21 protein-coding genes and 2 pseudogenes are annotated in these 22118 nt (G+C 73.7%); 12 read left to right on the top strand and 11 right to left on the bottom strand.

What is annotated here, in order from left to right:
- Positions 1-90: 90 nt before the first annotated feature.
- The 4 genes and pseudogenes from HB370_RS13195 (at position 91) to HB370_RS13210 (ending at position 3450) form a co-directional block, all read left to right on the top strand.
- Positions 91-744 (top strand): class I SAM-dependent methyltransferase, encoded by a 654-nt coding sequence (locus HB370_RS13195; RefSeq protein ID WP_030789743.1) that lies wholly within the window; start codon positions 91-93, stop codon positions 742-744.
- 22 nt (positions 745-766) lie between these two features.
- A complete protein-coding gene (locus HB370_RS13200; protein ID WP_030789740.1) occupies positions 767-1702 on the top strand; it encodes an N-acetylmuramoyl-L-alanine amidase in 936 nt (311 codons plus the stop codon).
- Between the two features lie 83 nt (positions 1703-1785).
- The gene (locus tag HB370_RS13205) at positions 1786-2616 is read left to right on the top strand and encodes a DUF5336 domain-containing protein (RefSeq protein ID WP_078637717.1); all 831 of its coding nucleotides are present in this window, start codon (positions 1786-1788) and stop codon (positions 2614-2616) included.
- 106 nt (positions 2617-2722) lie between these two features.
- Positions 2723-3450, top strand: a pseudogene (locus tag HB370_RS13210) (LLM class flavin-dependent oxidoreductase).
- On the opposite strand, the gene HB370_RS13215 reads toward HB370_RS13210, so the two are convergent.
- Complete coding sequence (locus tag HB370_RS13215; RefSeq protein WP_030789729.1) at positions 3447-4019, bottom strand: hypothetical protein; 573 nt, start codon at positions 4017-4019, stop codon at positions 3447-3449. The pseudogene HB370_RS13210 and the gene HB370_RS13215 sit on opposite strands and share 4 nt — an antisense overlap.
- 197 nt (positions 4020-4216) lie before the next feature.
- Here HB370_RS13215 and HB370_RS13220 point away from each other — a divergent pair, with 197 nt between their 5' ends.
- Complete coding sequence (locus HB370_RS13220; RefSeq protein ID WP_030789727.1) at positions 4217-4510, top strand: hypothetical protein; 294 nt, start codon at positions 4217-4219, stop codon at positions 4508-4510.
- 97 nt (positions 4511-4607) lie between these two features.
- On the opposite strand, the gene HB370_RS13225 is transcribed toward HB370_RS13220, so the two are convergent.
- From HB370_RS13225 to HB370_RS13235, 3 genes are read right to left on the bottom strand one after another with little or no spacing between them, the layout of a single operon-like run.
- Complete coding sequence (locus HB370_RS13225; protein ID WP_167512977.1) at positions 4608-5678, bottom strand: prenyltransferase; 1071 nt, start codon at positions 5676-5678, stop codon at positions 4608-4610.
- Positions 5675-6421 carry a class I SAM-dependent methyltransferase gene (locus HB370_RS13230; protein ID WP_030789722.1) on the bottom strand — a complete coding sequence of 249 codons (747 nt, stop codon included), beginning with the start codon at positions 6419-6421 and terminating at the stop codon, positions 5675-5677. Before HB370_RS13230 ends, HB370_RS13225 begins: the two co-directional genes overlap by 4 nt.
- Positions 6415-7914: a glycosyltransferase family 4 protein gene (locus HB370_RS13235; protein WP_030789719.1), complete on the bottom strand. Its 1500-nt coding sequence runs from the start codon at positions 7912-7914 to the stop codon at positions 6415-6417. The genes HB370_RS13230 and HB370_RS13235 overlap by 7 nt, the downstream gene beginning before the upstream one ends.
- A 220-nt stretch (positions 7915-8134) precedes the next feature.
- Here HB370_RS13235 and HB370_RS13240 point away from each other — a divergent pair, with 220 nt between their 5' ends.
- On the top strand, positions 8135-8767 hold the full coding sequence (locus HB370_RS13240; protein WP_030789716.1) for a TetR family transcriptional regulator: 633 nt from the start codon (positions 8135-8137) through the stop codon (positions 8765-8767).
- Between the two features lie 241 nt (positions 8768-9008).
- Here HB370_RS13240 and HB370_RS13245 read toward each other — a convergent pair whose 3' ends face one another.
- From HB370_RS13245 to HB370_RS13270, 6 genes and pseudogenes are all read right to left on the bottom strand, one after another.
- Positions 9009-9281, bottom strand: coding sequence for a hypothetical protein (locus HB370_RS13245; RefSeq protein ID WP_157855636.1), 273 nt, complete (start codon positions 9279-9281; stop codon positions 9009-9011).
- Positions 9282-9325: 44 nt separating this feature from the next.
- On the bottom strand, positions 9326-10384 hold the full coding sequence (locus HB370_RS13250; protein ID WP_037702746.1) for an FAD-dependent oxidoreductase: 1059 nt from the start codon (positions 10382-10384) through the stop codon (positions 9326-9328).
- Positions 10385-10484: 100 nt separating this feature from the next.
- A pseudogene (locus HB370_RS41880) lies at positions 10485-10719 on the bottom strand (ferredoxin).
- Between the two features lie 244 nt (positions 10720-10963).
- Positions 10964-12208 (bottom strand): MAB_1171c family putative transporter, encoded by a 1245-nt coding sequence (locus HB370_RS13260; protein ID WP_051816067.1) that lies wholly within the window; start codon positions 12206-12208, stop codon positions 10964-10966.
- Positions 12208-12837 carry a hypothetical protein gene (locus tag HB370_RS13265; RefSeq protein WP_244405508.1) on the bottom strand — a complete coding sequence of 210 codons (630 nt, stop codon included), beginning with the start codon at positions 12835-12837 and terminating at the stop codon, positions 12208-12210. Before HB370_RS13265 ends, HB370_RS13260 begins: the two co-directional genes overlap by 1 nt.
- Complete coding sequence (locus HB370_RS13270) at positions 12830-13423, bottom strand: helix-turn-helix transcriptional regulator (RefSeq protein WP_030789702.1); 594 nt, start codon at positions 13421-13423, stop codon at positions 12830-12832. The genes HB370_RS13265 and HB370_RS13270 overlap by 8 nt, the downstream gene beginning before the upstream one ends.
- A gap of 242 nt (positions 13424-13665) precedes the next feature.
- Here HB370_RS13270 and HB370_RS13275 point away from each other — a divergent pair, with 242 nt between their 5' ends.
- Positions 13666-14703: a hypothetical protein gene (locus tag HB370_RS13275; protein WP_030789699.1), complete on the top strand. Its 1038-nt coding sequence runs from the start codon at positions 13666-13668 to the stop codon at positions 14701-14703.
- A 97-nt stretch (positions 14704-14800) separates the two neighbouring features.
- Here the strand turns inward: HB370_RS13275 and HB370_RS13280 are convergent, their stop codons facing one another.
- Positions 14801-15814, bottom strand: a complete 1014-nt coding sequence (locus HB370_RS13280; protein ID WP_051816066.1) for a bacteriocin fulvocin C-related protein — start codon at positions 15812-15814, stop codon at positions 14801-14803.
- Positions 15815-16279: 465 nt separating this feature from the next.
- On the opposite strand from HB370_RS13280, the gene HB370_RS13285 reads away from it, so the two are divergent.
- The 5 genes from HB370_RS13285 to HB370_RS13305 all read left to right on the top strand — a co-directional run bounded on the left by HB370_RS13285 (position 16280) and on the right by HB370_RS13305 (position 21839).
- A complete protein-coding gene (locus HB370_RS13285) occupies positions 16280-17485 on the top strand; it encodes a prenyltransferase/squalene oxidase repeat-containing protein (RefSeq protein WP_030789694.1) in 1206 nt (401 codons plus the stop codon).
- Complete coding sequence (locus HB370_RS13290; protein WP_030789691.1) at positions 17482-18138, top strand: SCO2322 family protein; 657 nt, start codon at positions 17482-17484, stop codon at positions 18136-18138. Before HB370_RS13285 ends, HB370_RS13290 begins: the two co-directional genes overlap by 4 nt.
- A 187-nt stretch (positions 18139-18325) precedes the next feature.
- On the top strand, positions 18326-19345 hold the full coding sequence (locus HB370_RS13295) for a CbiQ family ECF transporter T component (protein WP_030789689.1): 1020 nt from the start codon (positions 18326-18328) through the stop codon (positions 19343-19345).
- Positions 19342-21024 carry an ABC transporter ATP-binding protein gene (locus HB370_RS13300; protein ID WP_030789686.1) on the top strand — a complete coding sequence of 561 codons (1683 nt, stop codon included), beginning with the start codon at positions 19342-19344 and terminating at the stop codon, positions 21022-21024. Before HB370_RS13295 ends, HB370_RS13300 begins: the two co-directional genes overlap by 4 nt.
- Positions 21021-21839 (top strand): ECF transporter S component, encoded by an 819-nt coding sequence (locus HB370_RS13305; protein ID WP_030789683.1) that lies wholly within the window; start codon positions 21021-21023, stop codon positions 21837-21839. Before HB370_RS13300 ends, HB370_RS13305 begins: the two co-directional genes overlap by 4 nt.
- The last annotated feature ends 279 nt before the right edge of the window (positions 21840-22118 follow it).

Raw genomic sequence — 22118 nt, forward strand, 5'->3', positions numbered from 1 at the left:
CGGGGACCGAACGCACCCCCCGTCCCCCACGCGGCCCAGCGTGCGGCAGCATAAGCGGGGTTCGGACAGTCGTACGGTCGAGAGGAACCCATGGCCACCGCCACGCCCAAGCCCGAGATCCTGGCCGCGTTCGAGGCGGCCAAGGGGTTCATGCCCGTGGACGAGGGGCTCGCCCTGTACGCGGCGGCGGTGGAGGCGGGGCGGCTGGGGCTGCCGTTGCTGGAGGTCGGGACCTACTGCGGGCGCTCCACGATCCTGCTGGCCGACGCGGCCCGGCAGGCCGGGGTCACCGCGCTGACCGTCGACCACCACCGGGGCAGCGAGGAGCAGCAGCCCGGCTGGGACTACCACGACCCGGAGACGGTCGATCCCGAGACCGGGCTGATGGACACGCTGCCGCTGTTCCGCCGCACTCTGCACCGCGCGGGGCTGGAGGAGCACGTCGTCGCCCTCGTCGGCCGCTCGCCGCAGATCGCGGCGTTCTGGAACTCCCCGCTCGGCTTCGTGTTCATCGACGGCGGCCACACGGACGAACACGCCGGCGCCGACTACGAGGGCTGGGCCCCGCACGTCGCCGAGGGCGGCCTGCTGGTCATCCACGACGTCTTCCCGCACCCCGAGGACGAGTTCACGGGCCAGGCACCCTACCGGGTGTACCTGCGCGCGCTGGATTCCGGGGCGTTCACCGAGGTCACCGCCGCCGGCTCGCTGCGCGTGCTGCGGCGAGCGGGGGCGGGAATCTGAGGCCCCGGTTAGAGTCGCAGACGTGTCGTACACAGGCCCGGAATTCGAATCCCCGCAGCCCCGTCGGCCCCGGCGCGGCCCGCTGACCGTGGCGCTCGCCGCGCTGGTGCCCGGCGCTCTGCTCGGCTGGGGGGCGTACGCGGCGCTGGGCGACGGGGGTTCGGACAGCGCGGCGCCCACCGCGTCCCGAACGGTCTCCTCCGCTCCCGCCCCGGCGGCCTCCCGTGGTGACGACGGCAAGGTGTCCGGCTCGCCCTCCGCGCCTTCCGGCGGCTCCGGTGCGCTCCAGGGGAAGGTCGTCGTCATCGACCCCGGGCACAACCCGGGCAACTTCCGGCACACGGCGGAGATCAACCGCCAGGTGGACATCGGCACCAACTCCAAGGAGTGCGACACCACCGGTACGTCCACCAACGACGGTTATACGGAGGCGTCGTTCTCGCTCGACCTGGCGCACCGGCTGCGGGACCTGCTGGAGCGGGAGGGCGTCACGGTGAAGCTGACCCACGACGGCGACAGCCCGCCCTGGGGACCGTGCGTGGACGAGCGGGCGCGGTTCGGCAACGCCGCGCACGCGGACGCGGCGATCTCGCTGCACGCCGACGGCTCCGCCGCCGGCAACCGCGGCTTCCACGTCATCCTGCCGGGGTCCGTGCACGCCGGGGCGGCGGACACCCGCCCCATCGTCGGCCCCTCGCACGAGCTGGGGGTGCGGGTCGCGGGCACCTACCTCCGCGCGACCGGCGAACCGCCCGCCAACTACGTCGGCGGCGGCACCGGTCTGGTCACGCGGACGGATCTGGGTGGTCTCAATCTGTCAACGGTTCCCAAGGTGTTCATCGAGTGCGGCAACATGCGCGATAACACGGACGCGGCCCTGCTGACCGACGGAAGCTGGCGGCAGCGCGCGGCGCAAGGGATCTCTGAGGGAATCGTGAGTTTCCTGCGCGTTTCGTGACCGGCGGCCATAACCGGCCGGACAGCCCGATCTTGCGGACTGTAGTGTCTACCGACGACGAGACGACCTACGAAGGACCTGAAGTGAATATCCGCTCCCTCACTAGAGGCGACGGCGTGGTGATCGGAGCAGCGGTGGTGCTGTTCATCGCGTCGTTCCTCGACAACTACTCGTACGACGGGCTGCCCGACAGCGTCGACCTGCCGAACCTCTGGGAGAGCGGACCGGTCCTGCTCAGCGTCGTGCTGGCGGGCATCATCGGCGCGGCGCTCATCGTCGTGAGCCGGGGCCTGCCCCAGCCCCGCAAGATCGCGGGTCTGGAACTGGGCGCGTTCGGCGTGGCGTTCGCGGTGTTCGCGGCCTGGAGCGCGCTGGGCAACATCATCGACCCGATCGGCGGTGTGGACAACATCGGCGAGGGCTCCGACCGGTCCCCCGACGCCGGCATGGGGCTGATCCTGGCCCTGATCGCCACCCTGGTGATGGCCGCCGCCGCCATCGCCACCCCGCTCGTCCCCGCCCTCCAGGCGTCCCTGGTCCCGGCCCCGAAGCCGCCGGCCCCGCAGCCCTACGGCGCCCAGCCGCCCGGTGGTTACGGCTACCCGGGCGCCCAGCCGCAGCAGCCGTACGGTGCCCAGCCGCAGCCGGGCCAGCCGTACGGGCAGCAGCCGCAGCCGGCCGCGCAGGGCGCCCCGGCCGCGCAGCCGCCGGCCGCGGACTTCTCGCCGTTCTGGTTCGCCGTGCCGGTGACCCGTCCGCTGTTCGCGGAGGACGGCTCGGGCGGTCAGATCGCCGAGCTGGCGCCGGGCACCTGGTACCTGGCCGTCGAGCAGCGCGGTGCCGCGCTGGTCGCGCAGACCCAGGACGGCCGTCGTGGTGTGCTCCAGGACACCTCCGGCATCCAGCGCGGCTGAGCCGTAGCTTTGTAGCGCACCGGCCCCTCGCCCTTCCGGGCGGGGGGCCGTTGCCGTACAGCCGCCTCCCCGCTGTTGTCTGACGGCATGTCAGGAGGCGGGTGTCGTGCGGCTCGGTCTCGCACTCGGCTACTGGGGACACGGCCCGGACACCGGCCATGTGCCGCCGGCCCGGGAGGCGGAACGGATCGGCTACGACTCGGTGTGGTCGGCGGAGTCCTGGGGCTCGGACGCGTTCACCCCGCTGACCTGGGTCGCCGCGCACAGTCGCCGCTGACCGCGACCCGGGAGTACGTGGACGTGGTACGGCAGGTGCTGCGCCGCGAGGCGCCGGTGGAGCTGGACGGCCGGTTCCACGCCCTGCCCTACCGGGGCCCGGACGCGACCGGTCTCGGCGGACCGCTCAAGCCCGTCACCCATCCCCTGCGCCCCCGCCTGCCCGTCCTGCTCGGTGCCGAGGGGCTTCTGGTGGCCCCGATGGCGCGGGTGAAGGTGTGCGACGACGTGGCCGAGGGGCTGCTGCCGGGCAAGGCCATGCTCGGCTTCTACATCGGCGGGATGGGCCACGCGGCCCGCGACTTCCACGCCGACCTGATGGCCCGCATGGGCTACGAGGCCCAGGCGCGGCGGATCCAGGAGCTGTTCCTCGCCGCGCGCCGCGAGGAGGCCGCGCTGGCCGTGCCGGACGCCTTCGCGGACGAGATCTCCCTGGTCGGCCCACGCGAACGCGTCGCCGAACGGCTTCAGTTGTGGCGCGCGGGCCCGGTGACGGACCTGCTGGTCCTGTCCCCGGACCCGCACACCCTGCGGGTGCCGGCCGAGCTGAACGGCTAGCCCTTCGTCAGCTCCGCGGCCGTCGGCACCTGTTCCTTCACCGGTGCGCCGGCGCTGCGGCCCGCGTCCTTGATCTGGCCGATGATGTCGTCGAACGCGCCGGCCGCGCCGTCGTCGCCCTTGCGGAGCTTGCTCGCCAGGCCCTTCAGGGATTCGATGCCGGCGCCGAGCGGGGCGAGGGCCTTGGAGAGCGTCGGGTCGCCCTGGGCGTTGCGCTGGGCTGCCTTGAGCCGGTTGTAGGCGAAGAGGCCGGCGGCGCCCGCCTTGACCAGGGCCAGCCTGCGGCCCTTGGTTCCCTTCTTGAACTTGCCGGCCTTCCAGGGCTTCACGATCCACTGGTAGGTCGCCCCGGCGGCGAGGCCCGCGTTCGCCACGAACCGGGTCTTGGCGAACTTCTGGCGTTCGGCGGACTTGCTGGGGCTGGGGCTGTCGGCGGCGGGCACGGCCTGGGCCGCCGCCGAGGTGTTCTTCGTACTGCTCTGCTGGCCGCTCCCGCAGGCGGTGGCACCGGCCACCAGGGCGCAGCACAGGGTGAGCGCCACGAACAGGCGCCGTATCGGTACGGGCACGGGGTCCTCCCGACGTGTCCTCCCCGAGCGGTCTGGTTCCTCCGGCAGGTTCGCCCGGGGCGGGCGGTTGCGCCACTCGGGGGACGCCGTCAGAGGGACGGGGCGCGGTCGCGTCCGGGTCGGGTCGGGGGCGTTTCCGGGGCGCGTCGGGGTCTTCTCCGGGGTTACAGGACCCGTGGTGCGGCAATCCGGAGAGTATGTCCACTCGATATCGCAACGGTGCGAACCCGGCCGGACGGGTCGTGGCGATCGTCGCCGACGTCGCGGCGCTGATCCTCGGCCTGTGGATCCTGATGTACCTGCTGGAGGCGAACCGGGCCAACGACCTGGTCCGCTTCGTGCACGACGCGGCCTCCTGGCTGGCGGGGTGGTCGCGCGACCTGTTCACCTTCGACGAGGCCTGGGCCCGCGTGGTCGCCGGGTACGGCCTGGCCGCCGTGGTCTATCTGTTCGCGGGCCACGCGATAGCCCGCCGAATACACCGGCACTGAGCGGTGCGCCCAGTACCGGCGCGGGCGCCGGTCGCGGTGCGAGTGCCGGTCCCGGCGCACGTTCCTGCGCCGGTGCGGATGCCCGCGCCGGCGTCGGTCAGGCGCAGCAGTCCGGGTCCAGGCCGGTCGGCAGGCGCTCGCCGCCGAAGACCGCGCAGGTGGCCTCGTGGCCGCCCAGCGCGGCCACGGCCAGCAGCAGCGAGCCCGCCGTCCAGGTGGTCAGCTCACGGGGCCAGATCGCGTCGTCCTCGAAGACGTAGCCCGTCCAGTAGAGGCCGGTCGCGGGGTCGCGCAGGTGCTGGATGGACTGGAGGATCTCCAGGGCCCGGTCGGACTCGCCGACCGCCCACAGGGCCAGCGCGAGTTCGCTGGACTCGCCGCCGGTCACCCAGGGGTTGGGGACCACGCAGCGCACGCCGAGGCCGGGCACGACGAACCGGTCCCAGCCCTCCTCGATCCGGGCCTTGGCCTCTGCTCCGGTCAGGGCGCCGCCGAGGACCGGGTAGTACCAGTCCATCGAGTAGCGGTCCTTGTCCAGGAAGCGCTCGGGGTGCCGGCGGATCGCGTGCCGCAGCGCCCCGGCGGCCGGCTCCCAGTCCGGCTGCGGTTCCTCGCGCTGCTCGGCTATGGCGAGCGCGCAGCGCAGCGCGTGGTGGACGGAGGAGCTGCCGGTGAGCAGGGCGTCGGCGGTGGGCGTGCCGTCGTCGTCGCGCCGCCAGCCGATCTGCCCGCCGGGCTGCTGGAGCCGCAGCACCCACTCGACGGCCGCGTAGACGGCCGGCCACATCCGGTCCAGGAAGGTGTCGTCGCCCGTGGAGAGGTAGTGGTGCCAGACGCCGACGGCTATGTAGGCGACGAAGTTGGACTCGCGGGCCCGGTCGGTGACGTCGTCGTGGGCGCCGTCGGCGTAGGCGGCGTACCAGGAGCCGTCCTCGTTCTGGTGCCGGGCCAGCCAGGTGTAGGCGCGCTCGGCGGCCTCGTGTTCGCCGGCCGCGTCCAGGGCCATGGCGGCCTCGGTGTGGTCCCAGGGGTCGAGGTGGTGTCCACGGAACCACGGGATGGCGCCGTCCTCCCGCTGTCCGGCGAGGATGCCGGCGACGGTCGCGGCGGCCTGCTCGGCGGTGAGGACCCCGGGCAGGACGAGGTGTTCTGTCCGGGGGGTGGTCACCTGGCGTCCGCCTCTGCGCCGAGCGAGGGGAGGTGCGGCTTGGTCGCGTAGACCACGAAGCTCTTGCCGATCAGCGGGTTGAGCGCCTGTTCGGCGAGCCGGGTGGCGAACGGCTTCTTCATGATGTCCCAGACCAGCAGCTTGTGGTACGCGCGCACCGGCAGCGCCTTGTCGTTGTCGACGCCGAAGGCGCACTTCAGCCACCAGTAGGGGGCGTGCAGGGCGTGGGCGTGGTGGCTGCCGTAGGGCTTCAGGCCCGCCTCGCGGAGCTTGCCGGTCAGCTCGTCGGCCTTGTAGATGCGGATGTGGCCGCCCTCGACCTCGTGGTAGGCGTCGGACAGGGCCCAGCAGACCTTCTCGGGGCCGTAGCGCGGCACGGTGACGGCGATCCGGCCGCCGGGCTTGAGCACGCGGACCATCTCGGCGAGCACGCCCTTGTCGTCGGGGATGTGCTCCATCACCTCGGAGATGATGACGACGTCGAAGGACTCGTCGGGGAACGGCAGGGCGAGGGCGTCGCCCTCCATGGCGGTGGCAGTGGCGCCCTCGGGGGCCTCGCCGGCCTCCTTCATCGCCGCGAACCACTTGGCGACCTCGCGGATCTCCTCGCCGTTGCGGTCCACGGCCACGACCCGGGCGCCGCGCCGGTAGCACTCGAAGGCGTGCCGGCCGGCCCCGCAGCCGAGGTCCAGGACGCGGTCGCCCGGGGCGAGCGGGAACCGGGAGAAGTCGACGGTCAGCACGTGGCCCTGCTTTCGGAGGAGACGCTGGTGTCACTCGCCGAGGTCGCGGACGCGGCGCTTGGCGGGGCCGCGACGCTCGCCGGGGCCGCGGAGCGGCCGGGAACGGGAGCCGCGGTGGGGGTGCCCACGCGCGGGCCGGTTCGAGCCTGAGGGCGGCCCGGGGCCGCCGGGCGGGCGGGGTTTCCCGTGCGGGCGGCGCGGGCGATGGCCTCGCGGTAGTGGGCCACGGTGCCCTCGGCGGCGCGGGCCCAGGTGAAGTTGGCCAGCACCCGGTCGCGGCCCGCCGCGCCGAGCCGGGCCCGCAGCCCGGGGTCGCCGAGCAGCCGGTTCAGCGCGGCGGCCAGCGCGTCCGCGTCGCCGGGCGGTACGGCCAGGCAGGTCTCGCCGTCGCGGCCGGCGACCTCGGGGATCGCGCCGCCGGTGGTGGCGACCAGCGGGGTGCCGGTGGCCATGGCCTCGGCGGCGGGCAGCGAGAAGCCCTCGTAGAGCGAGGGCACGCAGGCCACCTCGGCGGAGCGGATCAGGTCGACCAGCTCGGCGTCGGAGATGCCCTTGACGAAGTCGACGGCGCCCGCGAGGCCGTAGCGCTCGATCGCCTGGGCGACCGGGCCCTCGGCGGGGCGCTTGCCGACGACGACGAGGTGGGCGGCGGGGTGCTCGGCGCGCACCTTGGCGAGCGCCTCCACGAGGAACACGAGCCCCTTGAGCGGCACATCGGCGCTGGAGGTGGTGACGATCCGGCCCGGTACCTCGGCGACGGCGGGATTCGGCGCGAACAGGTCGGTGTCGGCGCCGATGTGGACGACGTGGACGCGGTCGCGGCGGACCCCGAGGTGGTCGACGATCTCCTGGCGGGAGCTGCCGGAGACGGTGAGGACGGAGGGCAGCCGACGGGCGACGCGCTTCTGCATCCGGGTGAAGGCGTACCAGCGGCGCACCGAGTAGCGGCGCTGCCAGGTCTCGGCCGCGTCCAGCTCCAGCTGGCGGTCCACGGTGATGGGGTGGTGGATCGTGGTGACCAGGGGGGCGCCGATGTCGCCGAGCAGGCCGTAGCCCAGGGTCTGGTTGTCGTGGACGACGTCGAACTCGCCGCGCCGGGCGCGCAGGTGGTGGCGGGCGCGCAGCGAGAAGGTCAGCGGCTCGGGGAAGCCGCCGGTCCACATGGTGGCGACTTCGAGGGCGTCGATCCAGTCCCGGTACTCGTCCCGCTTCGGGGTGCGGAAGGGGTCGGGCTGACGGTAGAGGTCGAGGCTGGGCAGCTCGGTGAGGGTGAGGTTCGGGTAGCCCTCGTCCAGCACGGGGTAGGGCTGGGAGCCGATGACCTCCACGCGGTGCCCGAGGCGGGCCAGTTCGCGCGAGAGGTGCCGTACGTAGACGCCCTGTCCCCCGCAGAACGGGTTCCCCTTGTAGGTGAGGAGCGCGATGTCGAGCGGTCGCCCCCCGTCGGCAGCGGGTTCCTGGTCGGCACCCGCTTCCCGGGCCTCAGCGGTCACTCCGTGCCCCCTTCTGCCTGCACTGTCCCGCGAGACTACGACGGGACGCTAATCTAGAACAAGTTTCAGACTTGATCGTTCAAGAGGCTCCGAATCTACCGGCAGGTAGGGGCGCTGTGAGCAGTGGATCGGGTGATTCGCGCCACGGCGCGCGGCCCTGCCATGCTGGCCGATCACGAGCCCTACAGACCCCCTCACCGACTGTCACGGAACGGGACCCATGCCTGCGGAAGCCAGCACCTCGCGCCCGGCCGCGCCATCCCTCACCGAGCGGCAGGAGGCCCGCCGCCGCAGGATCCTGCGCGCCAGCGCGCAGCTCGCCGGGCGGGGCGGGTTCGATGCCGTGCAGATGCGTGAGGTGGCCGAGTCCTCGCAGGTGGCGCTGGGCACGCTGTACCGCTACTTCCCGTCGAAGGTGCATCTGCTGGTCGCCACCATGCAGGATCAGCTGGAGCACATGCACGGCACGCTGCGCAAGAAGCCCCCGGCGGGCGCCACGGCCGCCGAGCGGGTCGCGGAGACGCTGATGCGGGCCTTCCGCGCGCTCCAGCGGGAGCCGCACCTGGCCGACGCGATGGTCCGCGCGCTCACCTTCGCCGACCGCAGCGTCTCGCCCGAGGTCGACCAGGTCTCCCGGCAGACGACCGCGATCATCCTGGACGCGATGGGCCTGGCGGACCCCACGCCCGAGCAGCTGTCCGCGGTCCGGGTCATCGAGCACACCTGGCACTCGGCGCTGATCACCTGGCTGTCCGGCCGCGCCTCGATCGCCCAGGTGAAGATCGATATCGAGACGGTGTGCCGGCTGATCGACCTGACGGATCCGGCCGCCGCGCACTCCCGACGGCCCTGAGCCCCGCCGGAGGGGGCATGGAAAGACCTACGAGACGGGTTCCCTTCGCCGGTATGGTCCGGATCAGGTAATGGGGGTCGTCGTCCGGCGTCGCCGCCTTCCGACCTCTCAGCCCTACCGTCGCTGTCGGCCCGGGCGGATGCTCTTCGCGTCTCGCCTGAGTCGGCTACTCCGGTCGGACTCCCTCACTCGCCTCGTAGGCTGATATCAGGATATACCGGAAACCTCCTGACGGAACCGCTCAATTCCCACCATTTGCCAACGCGGTACCGCCTGGTGGGCGCGGTTCAGCAGACCGCCTCCAGCCCCTCCCGGCGCCGCCCGCCGCCCACCGGGCCGGCAGCCGCCGGGCCTCCTCCTCCGGGGCCGCCAGGAAGACCCGCTGGGTGCCCGCGTGGACGGCGCGCTCGCGTTCCACCGTGCCCTCGCTGCAACAGGCGCACAGCAGCTGGAAGCCGCCGGCCGGCTCGGCGCCGTAGCCGTGCCCGGAGAACAGGTCGGTCAGCTGCTCCATGCAGGTGGGAGGACTCGGCCCCAGCGCCCCCAACACCGCCGCCCTCAGGCGCTGACCGCCTTGCGGGTGATGTAGCGGGTGCCGGTGAACACCATCCGCTTGAAGGCCACCGCCGTGAACCCCTTGAGGTGGCTGTCCTTGAGGCTGTCGTCGGGGTGGGTGAACTGGGCCACCGCGTCCTTTCGTCCGAGGCTGACGCACCGGGCCACGTACCGCAGGTCGTACGGCTCCGGCTCGCGCCCCTCGGCGAGGCGGGCCAGGGCGTCGACGGCGGCCTGGGCCTGCGGGGCGGCGGTCTGGCAGCCGAACCGGGCGCCGGCCACGCCCGCGCAGTCACCCACGGCGAAGATCCGCGGGTCGGTGACGCTGCGCAGGTAGGCGTCCACGACGGCCCGGCCGTCCGCGTCGACCTCGAGTCCGCTGCGCGCGGCGAGGTCGGGCACGCCCGCCACGATCCCCCACAGGGTCAGGTCGGAGTCCAGTTCCCGCCCCGACCGCAGCCGCACCATGCCGTCGGCGGCCTCCGTCACCCCGTCGTCCACGGTCTCCACCCGGAGCCGGTCCAGCGCCGCGAGGGCCCGCCGTCGCGCCCCGCCCGACAGGCAGTCGGCGACCGCCGGCGCGACGATCCGGACCCGCAGGTCGGGCCGGGCCTCGGCCACCTCCGTCGCGGTCTCCACGCCCGTCGCCCCGCCGCCGACGACCGTCACGGTGCTCCCGCCGGGCAGGGCGGCCAGTTCGGCCCGTGCCTGCCGCGCGCCCTCCCAGGTGCCGACCGGGACCGTGCCCGGCAGGGCCCGGACGGTGCTGCCGACGGCCAGGAAGAGGTGGTCGAAGGCGAGGCTCTCGCCGTCGTCCAGGACCACCGTGCCGTCGCCGATCTTCTCCACGCTGCCGATCCGCACGGCGATGCCGGGCCGCAGCATCCCGGTGAGCGGCGTCGCCACCGTGGCCGTCCCGGCGACCTGCTGGTGCAGCCGGATGCGCTCGACGAACTCGGGGCGCGCGTTGACCACCGTGACCTCGGCGCCCTTCACCTTCTTGGCCACCCGGTTCGCCGCGAACGTGCCCGCGTACCCGGCACCCACCACCACTACCTTCATCTCGGCCTCCCATCGGAGCAGTTGGTCACTCCCGAGACGAGACGGGCCGCTCCCCCGTGACATGGCGCCCGTGTGAGCCGCGCCACACCACAAGGGGCACCTACTCCTCCGGCGGGAACACCGCCTCCCCGCTGTCCGCCAGCGTGATCACGATTGCCTCCACCGGGCACCCCTCGGCCGCCGCCAGGAACTGTTCGCTCGCGTCGGTGTCCGGTGCAGGGGGGCCGGGACCGGCGGGCGGAGTCCGGCCGGAAGCCGCCGGGGGCGTGGTGGAGGCACTGGGCCGAGCCGACGCAGAGGGACCGGTCGACCTCCACGTGCCGGCCGTCGTCCACGACACACCGGGCCAGACGCAGCCTGCCGGTCGGCGGCGGATATCGCAATCCACACCGAACCCAGAAGGCCCTCACCTGTTCAAGCACCCAGCACGCGTGTCACCAACGTCCCGGGACAGCACACCTAGGGCAGCAGGCGGACGACTGGGCGGGGCGGAGCCGGTACCGGGCAGCGAGCCGGTGGCGTACGTGGCGGTGTGAGGGGCGGCGAGACGCAGGACGGCGAGTCGAGGGACGGCGGGGGTCAGGCCGATGCCCCCAGATCCCGTACTCCGGAACCCCCCACGACACCCGCCCCTTCCCCCGCGAGAGCCTGCCGGTGGAACCTCTCTATCGCCGCCTCATGGTTGCGCAGTGCGTGCGAGACGTTCTGCAGTTCGCTGTCGGGGACGCAGGGGAAGGCGAGGAACTCGGCCTGGGAGTCCGGGTGTTCCGGGTCGTCCGGGGCGTGCAGTGCCGTCGCGGCGAACCGGAGGTCCACCGCCCCCGCGATGCCCCGCGCGACCGGCTCCGGGTAGCCCGCCTCCAGCGCCGCGGACCGTATCCGCTCGCGCCGGGACGCGCTCAGGTACGGCCCCAGCTTGAGGAGGCCGTCGTTGATGGCGGCCCGGCGCAGTTCCAGGCGCAGGGCGGCGCCGCTGACCCGGCCCGTGGCGGGCGCGGCGGGCGGGGTGATGGCCAGCATGGCCTGCCACAGCGGTTTCAGCCGCCGGTGTTCACGGACCAGGCGCCGCCGCTCCGCCAGCACCGGACCGGCCTGGCCGACGATGAACGCGACCGCCACCAGGCCCGCCTCGGCGATGGCGAACGGCGGTGCCGCGTAGGTCGACAGCCAGTCCCAGTCCCGGCCGCTCCACCGGCCGGCGATGGCCGCGAACTTGGCGACGTCGAAGAGGAGCCCGAGGGCGTATGCCTCCTGGAGGAAGATCACCGCGCGGCGCAGCCAGGTGTCGGCGACCTCCCGGTACCAGGCCCGCAGCATCCCGGCGGCGACCAGCGCGGACGCCGTGTGGGCGACGACGTAGAGCAGGATGAACTCGCGCATCCACGGCGTGCGGGCGTAGTAGGTGTCGAGGTCGCGCAGCCGCTCCACGCGGTGGTCGGCGAGCAGGAACGTCACGCACAGTCCGGCGATGACGGCGGCGTACGCCAGCCCGACCTGGCGGGTGCGCCGGCGGCGGGCGGCGGACGGCGGTTCGCGCCAGGTGATGATGAGCCACAGGCAGGCCCCGCAGTAGGCGGTGGCGAGGCAGTACACCCACACGGCGGCGAAGTTGGGGACGCCGGTGAGGACGTTGATGCGGTGCAGGTTGGCCGGTGGCAGGGAGACGAAGACGAGCGTGCCGATGCCGAGCAGCACGGCGGTGGCCCGCAGGATCGGGTCCTGCCAGGCGCGCCGCAGCAGCGGCAGTTTGATCACGAAGGCGACGGCGAACAGGACGGCCGGGACGGCGTAGGAGACCCAGGAGCCGGAGATGTCCCAGCGCATCAGGGGCCGCCTATGTTGCCCAGCGAGGAGGACAGCCGGTCGGTGAGGGTGTCCTGGGTCATCCGGCCGGCCGCGCCGGGCCCGACGACCTTGGAGAACTTCGCCGCGAGGCGCAGCCCCCACTCCTCGGCCTCCCACTCGGCCTCGGCGGCCTCGGCGGCGGGCGACCGGGTGGCCATGGCGACCACCCGGTCCCAGGGGATGTCGTCCTCGGCGCGGGCCAGCAGCCGGCGGGCGGCGGCGGGCAGTCCGGGGGCGTAGTGGACGTCCAGGGTTCCGTAGTGGATGTGGCCGATCTCGTGCCCGGCGATGACGAACTTGTGCGGGTCGGGGGCGCGTTGCTCGACCACGACGATGTAGTCCTCCTCGCGGGCGAGGGTGATCCCGGAGATGTCCAGCCCCGGCGGGAAGGCGACGAACCGCAGCTTGACCGGGCGGTCCAGGTGGGGGCTGAGGGTGGCGCACAGCGCGTGCAGGAACGCCTCGGGGGTGGTCGGCGGGGTGAGGGTGCGGACGGTCTCGCGCACGAGCCGGTCCAGGAAGCGCTTCGGGGAGCCGAAGGGCCCGAGGCGCAGCGCCGACCGGGAAGTCCGCTTGGGCCTCGGGGTCTTGGCGGACTGTTCAGGCACGCCCGGTGTCTCCCGCCTTCTCCGAGGCGATGATCATCTCGGCCAGGTCGGCCAGGGTGGCGAGCTGCCGGGCGTTCATCTGCGGGGCCCGGGCGGCGAGCCGGATCAGGCCGCTCTCGCGCAGTCTGAGCAGCGGGTCGGCCTCGGCCTCCAGGCTCTGCAGCACCGGTTGCAGCGCCTCGAACAGCGCCTCGGGTTCGTCGGCCGTGAAGAAGCCGGCGGGCAGGCCGAAGAAGCGGCGCAGCCGGTCGGCGTGTTCCAGGCTGGGCATGCCGCTCTTGCGCCACTCGCTCAGCCACTGCCTGCTGGTTCCGGCGATCCGGGCGAGTTCGTCCAGGGAGTACCGCTTGCCGTCCGGGCGGCGCCGGGTCTCCCGGATGAAGTCCAGCCGCTGGCGCACCCGGTGGGCGAGGCAGGTCTCGCCGGCCCGGCCGCCGGAGAGGAGTTCCACGACGACGCCCACGGGGATGCCGGTGCGGTAGGAGAGGCCGGCCACGTCGAGGGCCTCCGGCAGCCGGCCGGGTCTGCCGGTCAGCTCGCCGAGCCGTTCCAGCACGTCGGCCAGCGCGGCGTAGGCGTCACTCACCGAGTCCCCCCTGCGTGTCTTTCCGTTCGCCGGCTGGGCGCGAGGCTACTAGGTTGCCCCCTTGACGACCAGATCTGACAAGGCTCCCTGCGTAATTACGCAGCTATCGTTGACAGTTCAGGGCGCGGTGGGTGAGGATCACTGCACGGAGAGCAAGATCCGACCCGCCTCGGGTGCCGCCTATGGGGGAGCGGCACCCGGGGCGCTCCTGATCGCCTTCCCCCCGAGGAAGGTCCAGGCCCATGGCCCAGCCCGTCGTGCTCCTCGGGGCCGGCCGGGGGGAGATCTGCGGCGAGTTCCCGCTGGCACGCGTCGCCGCGGCCCGCCCGGTCCTCTTGGTCGACCCGTTCCCGCCCGCCCGCTGGGCCCGCCCGTACGCGACCGCCCACTTGGCGGCGGACCCGGCCGATGCGGAACGGACGGCGGGGGCGTTACGGAGACACTCCCCCGCAGGCGTACTGGCCTGGTCCCCGGAGTACCTGCCCGCGGCGGCGCGTCTGGCCGCCCGGCTCGGTTTACCGGGCCTGCCGTACGAGACGGCCGTGACGTGCGCCGATCCGCCGGCGTTACGGGCGCTGCTGGACCGGCACCGGGTGCCGACGGCGGATCCGGCGGACACCGAGGGGGAACCGGTGTCGGCCGAGGCCGTCGTCCTGGACGACGAGGTACGCATCGTCGCCCTCACCCGTACGACCCCGGGCCCGGCGCCCGCCCGCAGCCCGCTGCGGCACGGCGTCCACGCCCACGACGTGCTGCTGCACAACCGTTTCCTGCGCCAGTGCGTGGAGCGGGCCGTGTGCGCCCTGCGGCTCACGCACACCGTCGCGCACATCACGCTGCGGCTGACCGCGCGCGGCCCCCGCGTCCTGGGCGTGGCCCCGTACCCGCCCGGCGACCTGATCACGCTGCTGGTGGAGCGGGCCACCGGCGTCGATCTGGCCGGGGCCGCGGCGACCCTGGCCACCGGCGGGCTCCCGGACGTCACGCCGACCCGGCAGCGGGCCGCCGCCGTCCAGTTCGCCTATCCGACCGTGACCGGCCGCCTCGCCCACCTCCACCTGGACCCGGCCGCCGCGGACGAGCCGTGCGCCGAGCGCATGGTCCTCACCCGCCGCCCCGGCGACCCGGTGACGGCGGCCCCCCACGCCCGGATCACCGACCGCCTGGCCCACTGGGTGGCCACGGCCGACACCCCGGCCCAGTGCGAACACGCCCTGCGCCGCATGTCCCGCCACCTCACCGCCACGGTCCATCCGGCGGTCCACGTCCACGCGGCCTAGGGATCGCCCTGCCGGCTCCCCTTCGCCCCCGGTCGGCGTCGACGGCAGTGCACCGGCGTCGACGCCACGCCGGCGGTGGGCCCCCGGTGGGACGGCCTCACCCGTTCCGGAAGCAGTGACCGTCGCAGGTGTAGTCCCACCAGGCTCCGCAGCCGCTCGGGATCCGTTCGCAGGAAACCCGGTACTGGCAGTGCGTTCCGATACGGCAGAAGTCCGACGCGTCGGAACAACTGCAGTACTCGGCCCTGGCGGGGACCGGCTGGTCGTCCGGGCCGAGAGACGCCATGACGCGGTAGGCCTCGTCGGCGCCGAACGCCGCGATCATCCGCCGGCTCATCTCCTGGTCCGCGCGGACCCGTGCGTCCGACTTGTCGCTCTTGTCGCCGCCGAACACCGCGTCATCGGAGATGTAACGCTCCAGGTCGGCGAGGGCCCGCTGCTGCTCCGAGGTCGTGGGCGGGTGGGCGGCCCGGTAACTCGCGACGTGCTCGCGCCACAGGCGCGCGCGGGTGGAGGCCGGCAGCGCGGCGTGGATGGCCCTGCGGTAGTCGGGCGAGTAGGCGATGATCGCCTGGTAGGTCTGCGGCAGCCGGTCCCGGTTGGCCGTCACCCACGCCGCGGCGGCGGTGCGGCGTTCCTCGGCGAAGGCCGGCGCCGTTCCGGTGAACAGCAGGCCCCCGGCGACGGTGGCGCCGGCGCCCAGGCGGAGGAACTGCTTACGGCTGAACCGCTTGGTGTCGTCGGCAGGGCCGACCAGCGGCTGATGGATCTGCTCGCGCAGCCGGCCGAGGGCGCTCAGGACCCGGAAGGTGGCGCGCACCCCGAGACGACGGGTGAGGGGAAGGGCCATTCGGTGCGACGTCCACGCGCGAACCCGCCCGTCCCCGTCGGCACGGATCAGGGTCGGTGCGAAGGGGGCGTCGGGGCCGAGGGCCGCCGCCCGCCACTCCTTCATCCGCGGGTTCTCGAGGGGGAGCACCTCGAGCCTGCCGGCGCAGGCGGCGGCGACCGCCTGCGAGATCTCTCCGCAGGTGCGGCACGATCCGTCGAAACCGAGTACCCAGTGCGCGTCACTTCCCGGTCGTGCCGGACGTGCCTCTCTTTCCTTCATGTGCCTTGTTCCTCCTTTGATCGGGACGCAGCCCTCTCGTAGCTGAGGTCTCGTCAGATAGTGTCCCCTTTGTTCGATTGCCGAGAAAAGCTGCAAAAAGCGGCACTTAGTACAGATAGAACCTATGTACGAGTTGCCCCGGAAGGCGGGTGGCGTGTTTTCCGCGCGCGCTTCGTCCGCCGCTTCCCGCCGCATGCCCACGGCCACCGCCGGTCCCGTTCGGGGCGGCCGGTAAAGTGGCGGGGTCGTCACACCCGTACGGGGGAAAGCCGGTGCAATTCCGGCGGTGTCTTCGCCGCGTCACCGGCTTGGCCGGAGCGGGCGGGAACGCCTCGCCGGGTCGTTGACGGCTCGCGTGCGCCGGTGGTCCGCCGCGCACGGCACCGTCGAGGTTGACGGAGCCGAGCCGCCCGGGGTGTCACCCGCGCGCTGCCCGGCTCCCCGCAGGAGAGGCAGTCGCCGACCATGAACGTCCGCCGCAGTGCCGCGGCTCTCGCCGCCGTAGGCGTGCTGGCCGCCGCCGCGCCCGCCACGGCCGCCGACCCGTCCCCGTCGCCCAAGGCCACGCTCCCCGCCGGGCTGTACGGCAAGGGCGACCCGACGTACGACGGCGTGTGGCGGCAGTCGCTGACGCTGGTCGCGCAGCGGACCCTCGGCTACAGGCCCGCCCCCGCCGCCGTGGACTGGCTCACCGGCCAGCAGTGCGCGGACGGCGCCTTCGCCGCCTTCCGGGCCACCCCGGACAAGCCCTGCGACGACAAGCTGAAGACGGACACCAACAGCACGGCCGCCGCCGTGCAGGCCCTCGCCGCGACCGGCGGGCACGGCGGTGTGGTGGAGAAGGCCGTGAACTGGCTGAAGTCCGTGCAGAACAAGGACGGCGGCTGGAGCTACTACCCGGGCGACCCCAGCGACACCAACTCCACCTCCGTCGTCATCGGCGCCCTCGCCGCCGCCGGCACCGACCCGGCGTCCGTCCGCAAGTCCGGCAAGTCCCCCTACGACGCCCTGCCCGCCTGGTCCATCCCCTGTGACCAGGACGGCGGCGGCGCCCTCGCCTTCCAGCCGGACAAGAAGGGCGAGCTGCTGCCCAACGCCGACGCCACCGCGGCCGGTCTGCTCGGCGCGCTCGGCAAGGGCTTCGTGGCCCGCGCCGGCCAGGCCCCCGCCAAGGACACCTGCGTCAAGGCCACCTCCCGTACCCAGGTCGCCGACAACGCCGGCGTCTACCTGGCGGCGGCCGTCGGCAAGACCGGGCACCTGGAGTCCACCCTGCCCGGCGCCAAGGCCCAGCCCGACTTCGGCAACACCGCGGACGCCGTCGTCGCGCTCGCCGCGAACGGCCGTACCGAACCGGCCCGCAAGGCGTACGCCTGGCTGGAGAAGAACGCCAGCCCGTGGGCGGAGCAGAGCGGTCCCGCCGCCTACGCCCAGCTGATCCTGGCCGCCCACGCCCTCGGCGAGCAGCCGGGCGACTTCAACGGCACCAGCCTCGTCAGCGCCCTCAACTCGCAGGGTCCGGCCCCGCAGATGGACACCTCCGGTCAGCAGCACGAGGAGGAGGAGAAGAAGGAGTCCCGGAACTGGGGCTGGTGGATCTTCGGCGTCTGCCTCGTCGCGAGCATCGGTGTCGGATTCCTGCTCAGCGGCCGGAAGAAGCAGCAGCCGTGACCGCCGTCCGCCGTACCGCGCCGGTGCTGGTCGCCGCGCTGCTCCTCCTCGTCTGCGCCGGGCGGGCCGGTGCGACCGGCTACCGCTACTGGTCCTTCTGGGAGCGCACCGACGGCCACTGGACGTACGCGACGCAGGGCCCGGCCTCCGTCCGGCCCGGCGACGGTACGGTGCAGGGGTTCCGGTTCACCGTGGGCGCCGATGCCGCGGACGCCGGCCGGCCGCGCGGTACGGCGGACTTCGACACGATCTGCGCGGACACCCCGGCGAAGGCCGGGTCCAAGCGGGTGGGCCTGGTCCTCGACTTCGGCACGCCCGCGGACGCGCCGTCCGGCGAGGCCCCGCCGGAGCGGCGGGCCGTGTGCGCGCGGGTGCCGTCCGACGCGTCCAGCGCGGACGCGCTCGCCGCGGTGGCGGGGCCGCTGCGCTACGACACCAACGCCCTGCTGTGCGCCATCGCGGGCTACCCGCACAAGGGGTGCGGCGAGCAGGTCTCCACGGACCGCGAGCCCACCGCCGCGCCGGAGTCCGACTCCTCCGAGTCCTCCGGGTCCGGCCCGTCCCTGGGCCTGCCGATCGGCGTGGGGGTGGTGGCCCTGCTGGCAGGCGCGGCGATATGGCAGTCCCGACGGCGGCGCGATGCGTCCGGGTGACCCCGGCCCGTCCTGCGACCGCGACGCGACGCGTCCGGGTGAGCAAGGCCCGTCGTGCGGCTGCGGCAACACCGTGGCCGCTCGCGCGGTTCCCCGCGCCCCTAGGGAGTCGCAGTCCCGTCCGCCGGGAACCACCCCCGTCCGGTTCCGCCCCACCCTCCACCCCGGCGCCTGGTGGCTCTGGGCGATATCGCTCGGCGTCGCCGCGACCCGTACCACCAACCCGCTCCTCCTGGCCCTCCTCCTCGCCGCCTCCGGCTACGTCGTGGCGACGCACCGCTCCCCCGCCCCCTGGGCCCGCTCGTACACCGCGTTCGTCCGTCTGGCCCTCGCCGTCGTCGTCATCCGCGTCCTGTTCGCGGTGGCGCTCGGCTCCCCCATCCCCGGTACGCACACCCTCCTCACCCTCCCCGAAGTCCCGCTCCCCCACTGGGCGCAGGGCATCCGCCTAGGCGGGCGGGTGACCGCCGAGGCCGTGCTCTTCGCCGCCTACGACGGCCTGAAGCTCGCCACCCTCCTGGTCTGCGTCGGCGCCGCGAACGCCCTCGCCAGCCCGAGCCGCCTGCTCAAGTCCCTGCCCGGCGCCCTGTACGAGACGGGCGTGGCCGTGGTCGTCGCGCTCACCTTCGCCCCGCACCTGATCGCCGACGTCCGCCGGCTGCGCGCCGCCCGCCGTCTGCGCGGCCGTCCCGACCGGGGTGTACGGGGCCTGCTCCAGGTCGGCCTGCCGGTCCTGGAGGGCGCGCTGGAGCGTTCGGTCGCGCTCGCCGCCGCGATGGAGGCCCGCGGCTACGGCCGTACCGCCGACGTCCCCGCCCCCGTCCGCCGTACCACCACCGCCCTCACCCTCGGCGGCCTGCTCGGCGTCTGCGCGGGCACGTACGGACTGCTGACGGCCGAAGGCGGCACCTACGGGCTTCCCGTACTGCTCGCCGGAGTCCTCGCCGCGCTCGCCGGGCTGCGGCTGGGCGGCCGGCGTTCCCCGCGCACCCGGTACCGTCCCGACCCCTGGGGAGCGCACGCCTGGCTGGTCACCGGCTCCGGTGCCGCCGTGGCCGCGCTGCTGACGCTGGCCTCGGTCCGCGATCCCGAGGCCCTGCACCCCGGTGTCGTCCCCCTGGTCGCCCCCACCCTTCCGCTGTGGCCCGCCGTGGCCGTCCTGCTCGCCCTGCTGCCCGCCTTCGTCGTCCCCAGGGAGCCGTCGTGATCCGCTTCGAGGATGTCAGCGTGACGTACGAGGGCGCCGCCGGACCCACCGTCACCGGCGTCGACTTCGAGGTGCCGGAGGGCGAACTCGTGCTGCTCGCCGGCCCGTCCGGGGTCGGGAAGTCGACGGTGCTGGGCGCGGTCAGCGGGCTGGTCCCGCACTTCACCGGCGGCACCCTGCGCGGACGCGTGACGGTGGCCGGCCGGGACACCCGTACCCACCAGCCGCGTGAACTCGCCGACGTGGTGGGCACGGTGGGCCAGGATCCGCTGGCGCACTTCGTGACGGACACCGTGGAGGACGAACTCGCCTACGGCATGGAGTCCCTGGGGCTCGCCCCGGCGGTGATGCGGCGCCGGGTGGAGGAGACCCTGGACCTGCTGGGCCTGGCCGCCTTGCGGAACCGTCCCATCGCCACCCTCTCCGGCGGGCAGCGGCAGCGGGTCGCCATCGGCTCGGTCCTCACCCCGCACCCTCAGGTACTGGTCCTGGACGAGCCGACCTCCGCGCTCGACCCGGCGGCGGCGGAGGAGGTGCTGGCCGTCCTCCAGCGCCTGGTGCACGACCTCGGCACGACGATCCTCATGGCCGAGCACCGCCTGGAACGAGTGATCCAATACGCCGACCGCATGGTCCTCCTCCCGTCCCCCGGCGCCACCCCCCTCACCGGCACCCCGTCCGAGATCATGGCGGTCTCCCCGGTCTACCCCCCGGTGATCGCGTTGGGCCGCCTGGCCGGCTGGACCCCGCTTCCGCTGACGATCCGGGACGCCCGCCGCCAGGCGGCTCCGCTACGGGCCCGGCTGGCTGTCGGTCCTTCGCGCCGGGACTCGGCGACGCCGGCAAGCGACCCCTCCCCCGCCCCGCACCAGCACCGCTTCCGCTCCCGGTTCCGCCGCACCACCCCCACCCCGGCCCCCGACCACCAGCACCTCGCCCAGATCCACGCCCTCTCCCTCCGCCGGGACACCACCCAGGCCCTGCGCCACATAGACCTGACCATCTCCAAGGGCGAGACCATCGCCCTCATGGGCCGCAACGGCGCCGGCAAGTCCACCCTGCTGAACACCCTCGTCGGCCTGCTCACCCCCACCACCGGCACGGTCACCGTCGGCGGCCTCACCCCCCACCGCACCCCGCCCCCGACCCTGATCCGCCAGGTGGGCCTGGTCCCCCAGGACCCCCGGGACCTGCTGTACGCCGACACGGTCGCCGCGGAGTGCGCCGCCGCAGACAAGGACGCGGGCGCCACCGAGGGCACCTGCCGCGCCCTCGTCTCCGAGCTGCTCCCGGACATTTCCGACGACACCCACCCCCGGGACCTCTCCGAGGGCCAGCGTCTGGCGCTCGCGCTGGCCGTGGTGCTCACCGCCCGCCCGCCCCTGCTCCTGCTGGACGAGCCGACCCGCGGCCTGGACTACGCGGCCAAGGCCCGCCTGGTCTCCGTGCTGCGCTCGCTCGCCGCCGAGGGACACGCGATCGTGCTGGCGACGCACGACGTGGAGCTGGCCGCCGAGCTGGCGCACCGCGTGGTGCTGCTGGCCGAGGGCGAGGTGATCGCCGACGGCCCGATGGCGGAGATCGTCGTCTCCTCCCCCTCCTTCGCCCCGCAGGTGACGAAGATCCTGGCCCCCCAGCACTGGCTGACCGTCTCCGAGGTCCGCGAGGCTCTGCGGTGAACCGTCGCCTGCACGCCGTCCGCCTGGGGCCCCGCTCCCTCGCCGCCCTCGCCCTCACCGGCGCCGTCGGCCTGGTCGCGTTCTGCTGGCCTTTTCTCGCCCCGCCCCGCTCCCAGCTGAGCGCCCACGCCCAGGACGCCCCCTGGCTCTTCGCGGGCCTGCTCGTCCTGCTGGTCGCGGTGGTCGCGGCGACGATCTCGGAGTCCGACCTGGGCCCGAAGGCGGTGGCGATGCTGGGCGTCCTGGCCGCCACGGGCGCGGCGCTGCGGCCGATCGGCGCCGGTACGGCGGGCCTGGAGCCGATGTTCTTCCTGATGGTGCTGAGCGGCCGGGTGCTGGGCCCGGGTTTCGGCTTCACCCTGGGCTCGGTGACGATGTTCGCGTCCGCCCTGCTGACGGGCGGCGTCGGGCCGTGGCTGCCGTTCCAGATGCTGGCGATGGGCTGGTTCACGATGGGCGCCGGGCTGCTCCCGGGTCCGGTCCGGCTGCGCGGCCGGGCCGAGCTGCTGTTGCTCGCGGTCTACGGCTTCCTGGCCGCGTTCGCCTACGGCACGGTGATGAACCTGGCCGGCTGGCCCTTCATGGGCGGCGGGGCCTCGGGCGTCTCCTTCGTCGCCGGGGATCCGGTCGCCGCGAACCTGGCCCGTTTCGTCGCGTACTGCACGGCCACGTCCCTCGGCTGGGACCTGGGCCGGGCCCTGTGCACGGTGGTGCTGACCCTCGCGCTCGGTCCGGCGGTACTGCGGGCGCTGCGCCGGGCCACCAGGCGCGCCGCCTTCGAGACCGCGGTCACATTCGACGGCCCCGAACGGTGACCGAGCGCACCAACCCGGGCGCGTGGCGTGTGCGAGTCGGTGAAGAACCCCACATGACGCAGGTCACCTACGACCCTCGACCGTAGCTCCTTTTGCCCGATTCACCCCTTCCCGCACCCCTTCTGACCTGCGGATTGAGACGCACGCCACATACTTCGCATCCCTCATGGATCCGGTCACCACTAGTAAAGGGGGTCATTGCGGGCACCTTCCGGGCCTGCTTATCTGGATGACGTCGCCAGGCGCCACGAGCCCCGCAGCGGGCCGCGGCGCCGACGT

Source organism: Streptomyces sp. DSM 40868 (assembly GCF_011820545.1).
GTDB lineage: Bacteria > Actinomycetota > Actinomycetes > Streptomycetales > Streptomycetaceae > Streptomyces > Streptomyces eurythermus.

Bases quoted from the DNA above. Each gene is read 5' to 3' on its own strand.
- HB370_RS13195 (WP_030789743.1), top strand. From the start codon at position 91: ATGGCCACCGCCACGCCCAAGCCCGAGATCCTGGCCGCGTTCGAGGCG.
- HB370_RS13220 (WP_030789727.1), top strand. From the start codon at position 4,217: ATGTCCACTCGATATCGCAACGGTGCGAACCCGGCCGGACGGGTCGTG.
- HB370_RS13240 (WP_030789716.1), top strand. From the start codon at position 8,135: ATGCCTGCGGAAGCCAGCACCTCGCGCCCGGCCGCGCCATCCCTCACC.
- HB370_RS13245 (WP_157855636.1), bottom strand. From the start codon at position 9,281: ATGGAGCAGCTGACCGACCTGTTCTCCGGGCACGGCTACGGCGCCGAG.
- HB370_RS13250 (WP_037702746.1), bottom strand. From the start codon at position 10,384: ATGAAGGTAGTGGTGGTGGGTGCCGGGTACGCGGGCACGTTCGCGGCG.
- HB370_RS13260 (WP_051816067.1), bottom strand. From the start codon at position 12,208: ATGCGCTGGGACATCTCCGGCTCCTGGGTCTCCTACGCCGTCCCGGCC.
- HB370_RS13275 (WP_030789699.1), top strand. From the start codon at position 13,666: ATGGCCCAGCCCGTCGTGCTCCTCGGGGCCGGCCGGGGGGAGATCTGC.
- HB370_RS13280 (WP_051816066.1), bottom strand. From the start codon at position 15,814: ATGAAGGAAAGAGAGGCACGTCCGGCACGACCGGGAAGTGACGCGCAC.
- HB370_RS13285 (WP_030789694.1), top strand. From the start codon at position 16,280: ATGAACGTCCGCCGCAGTGCCGCGGCTCTCGCCGCCGTAGGCGTGCTG.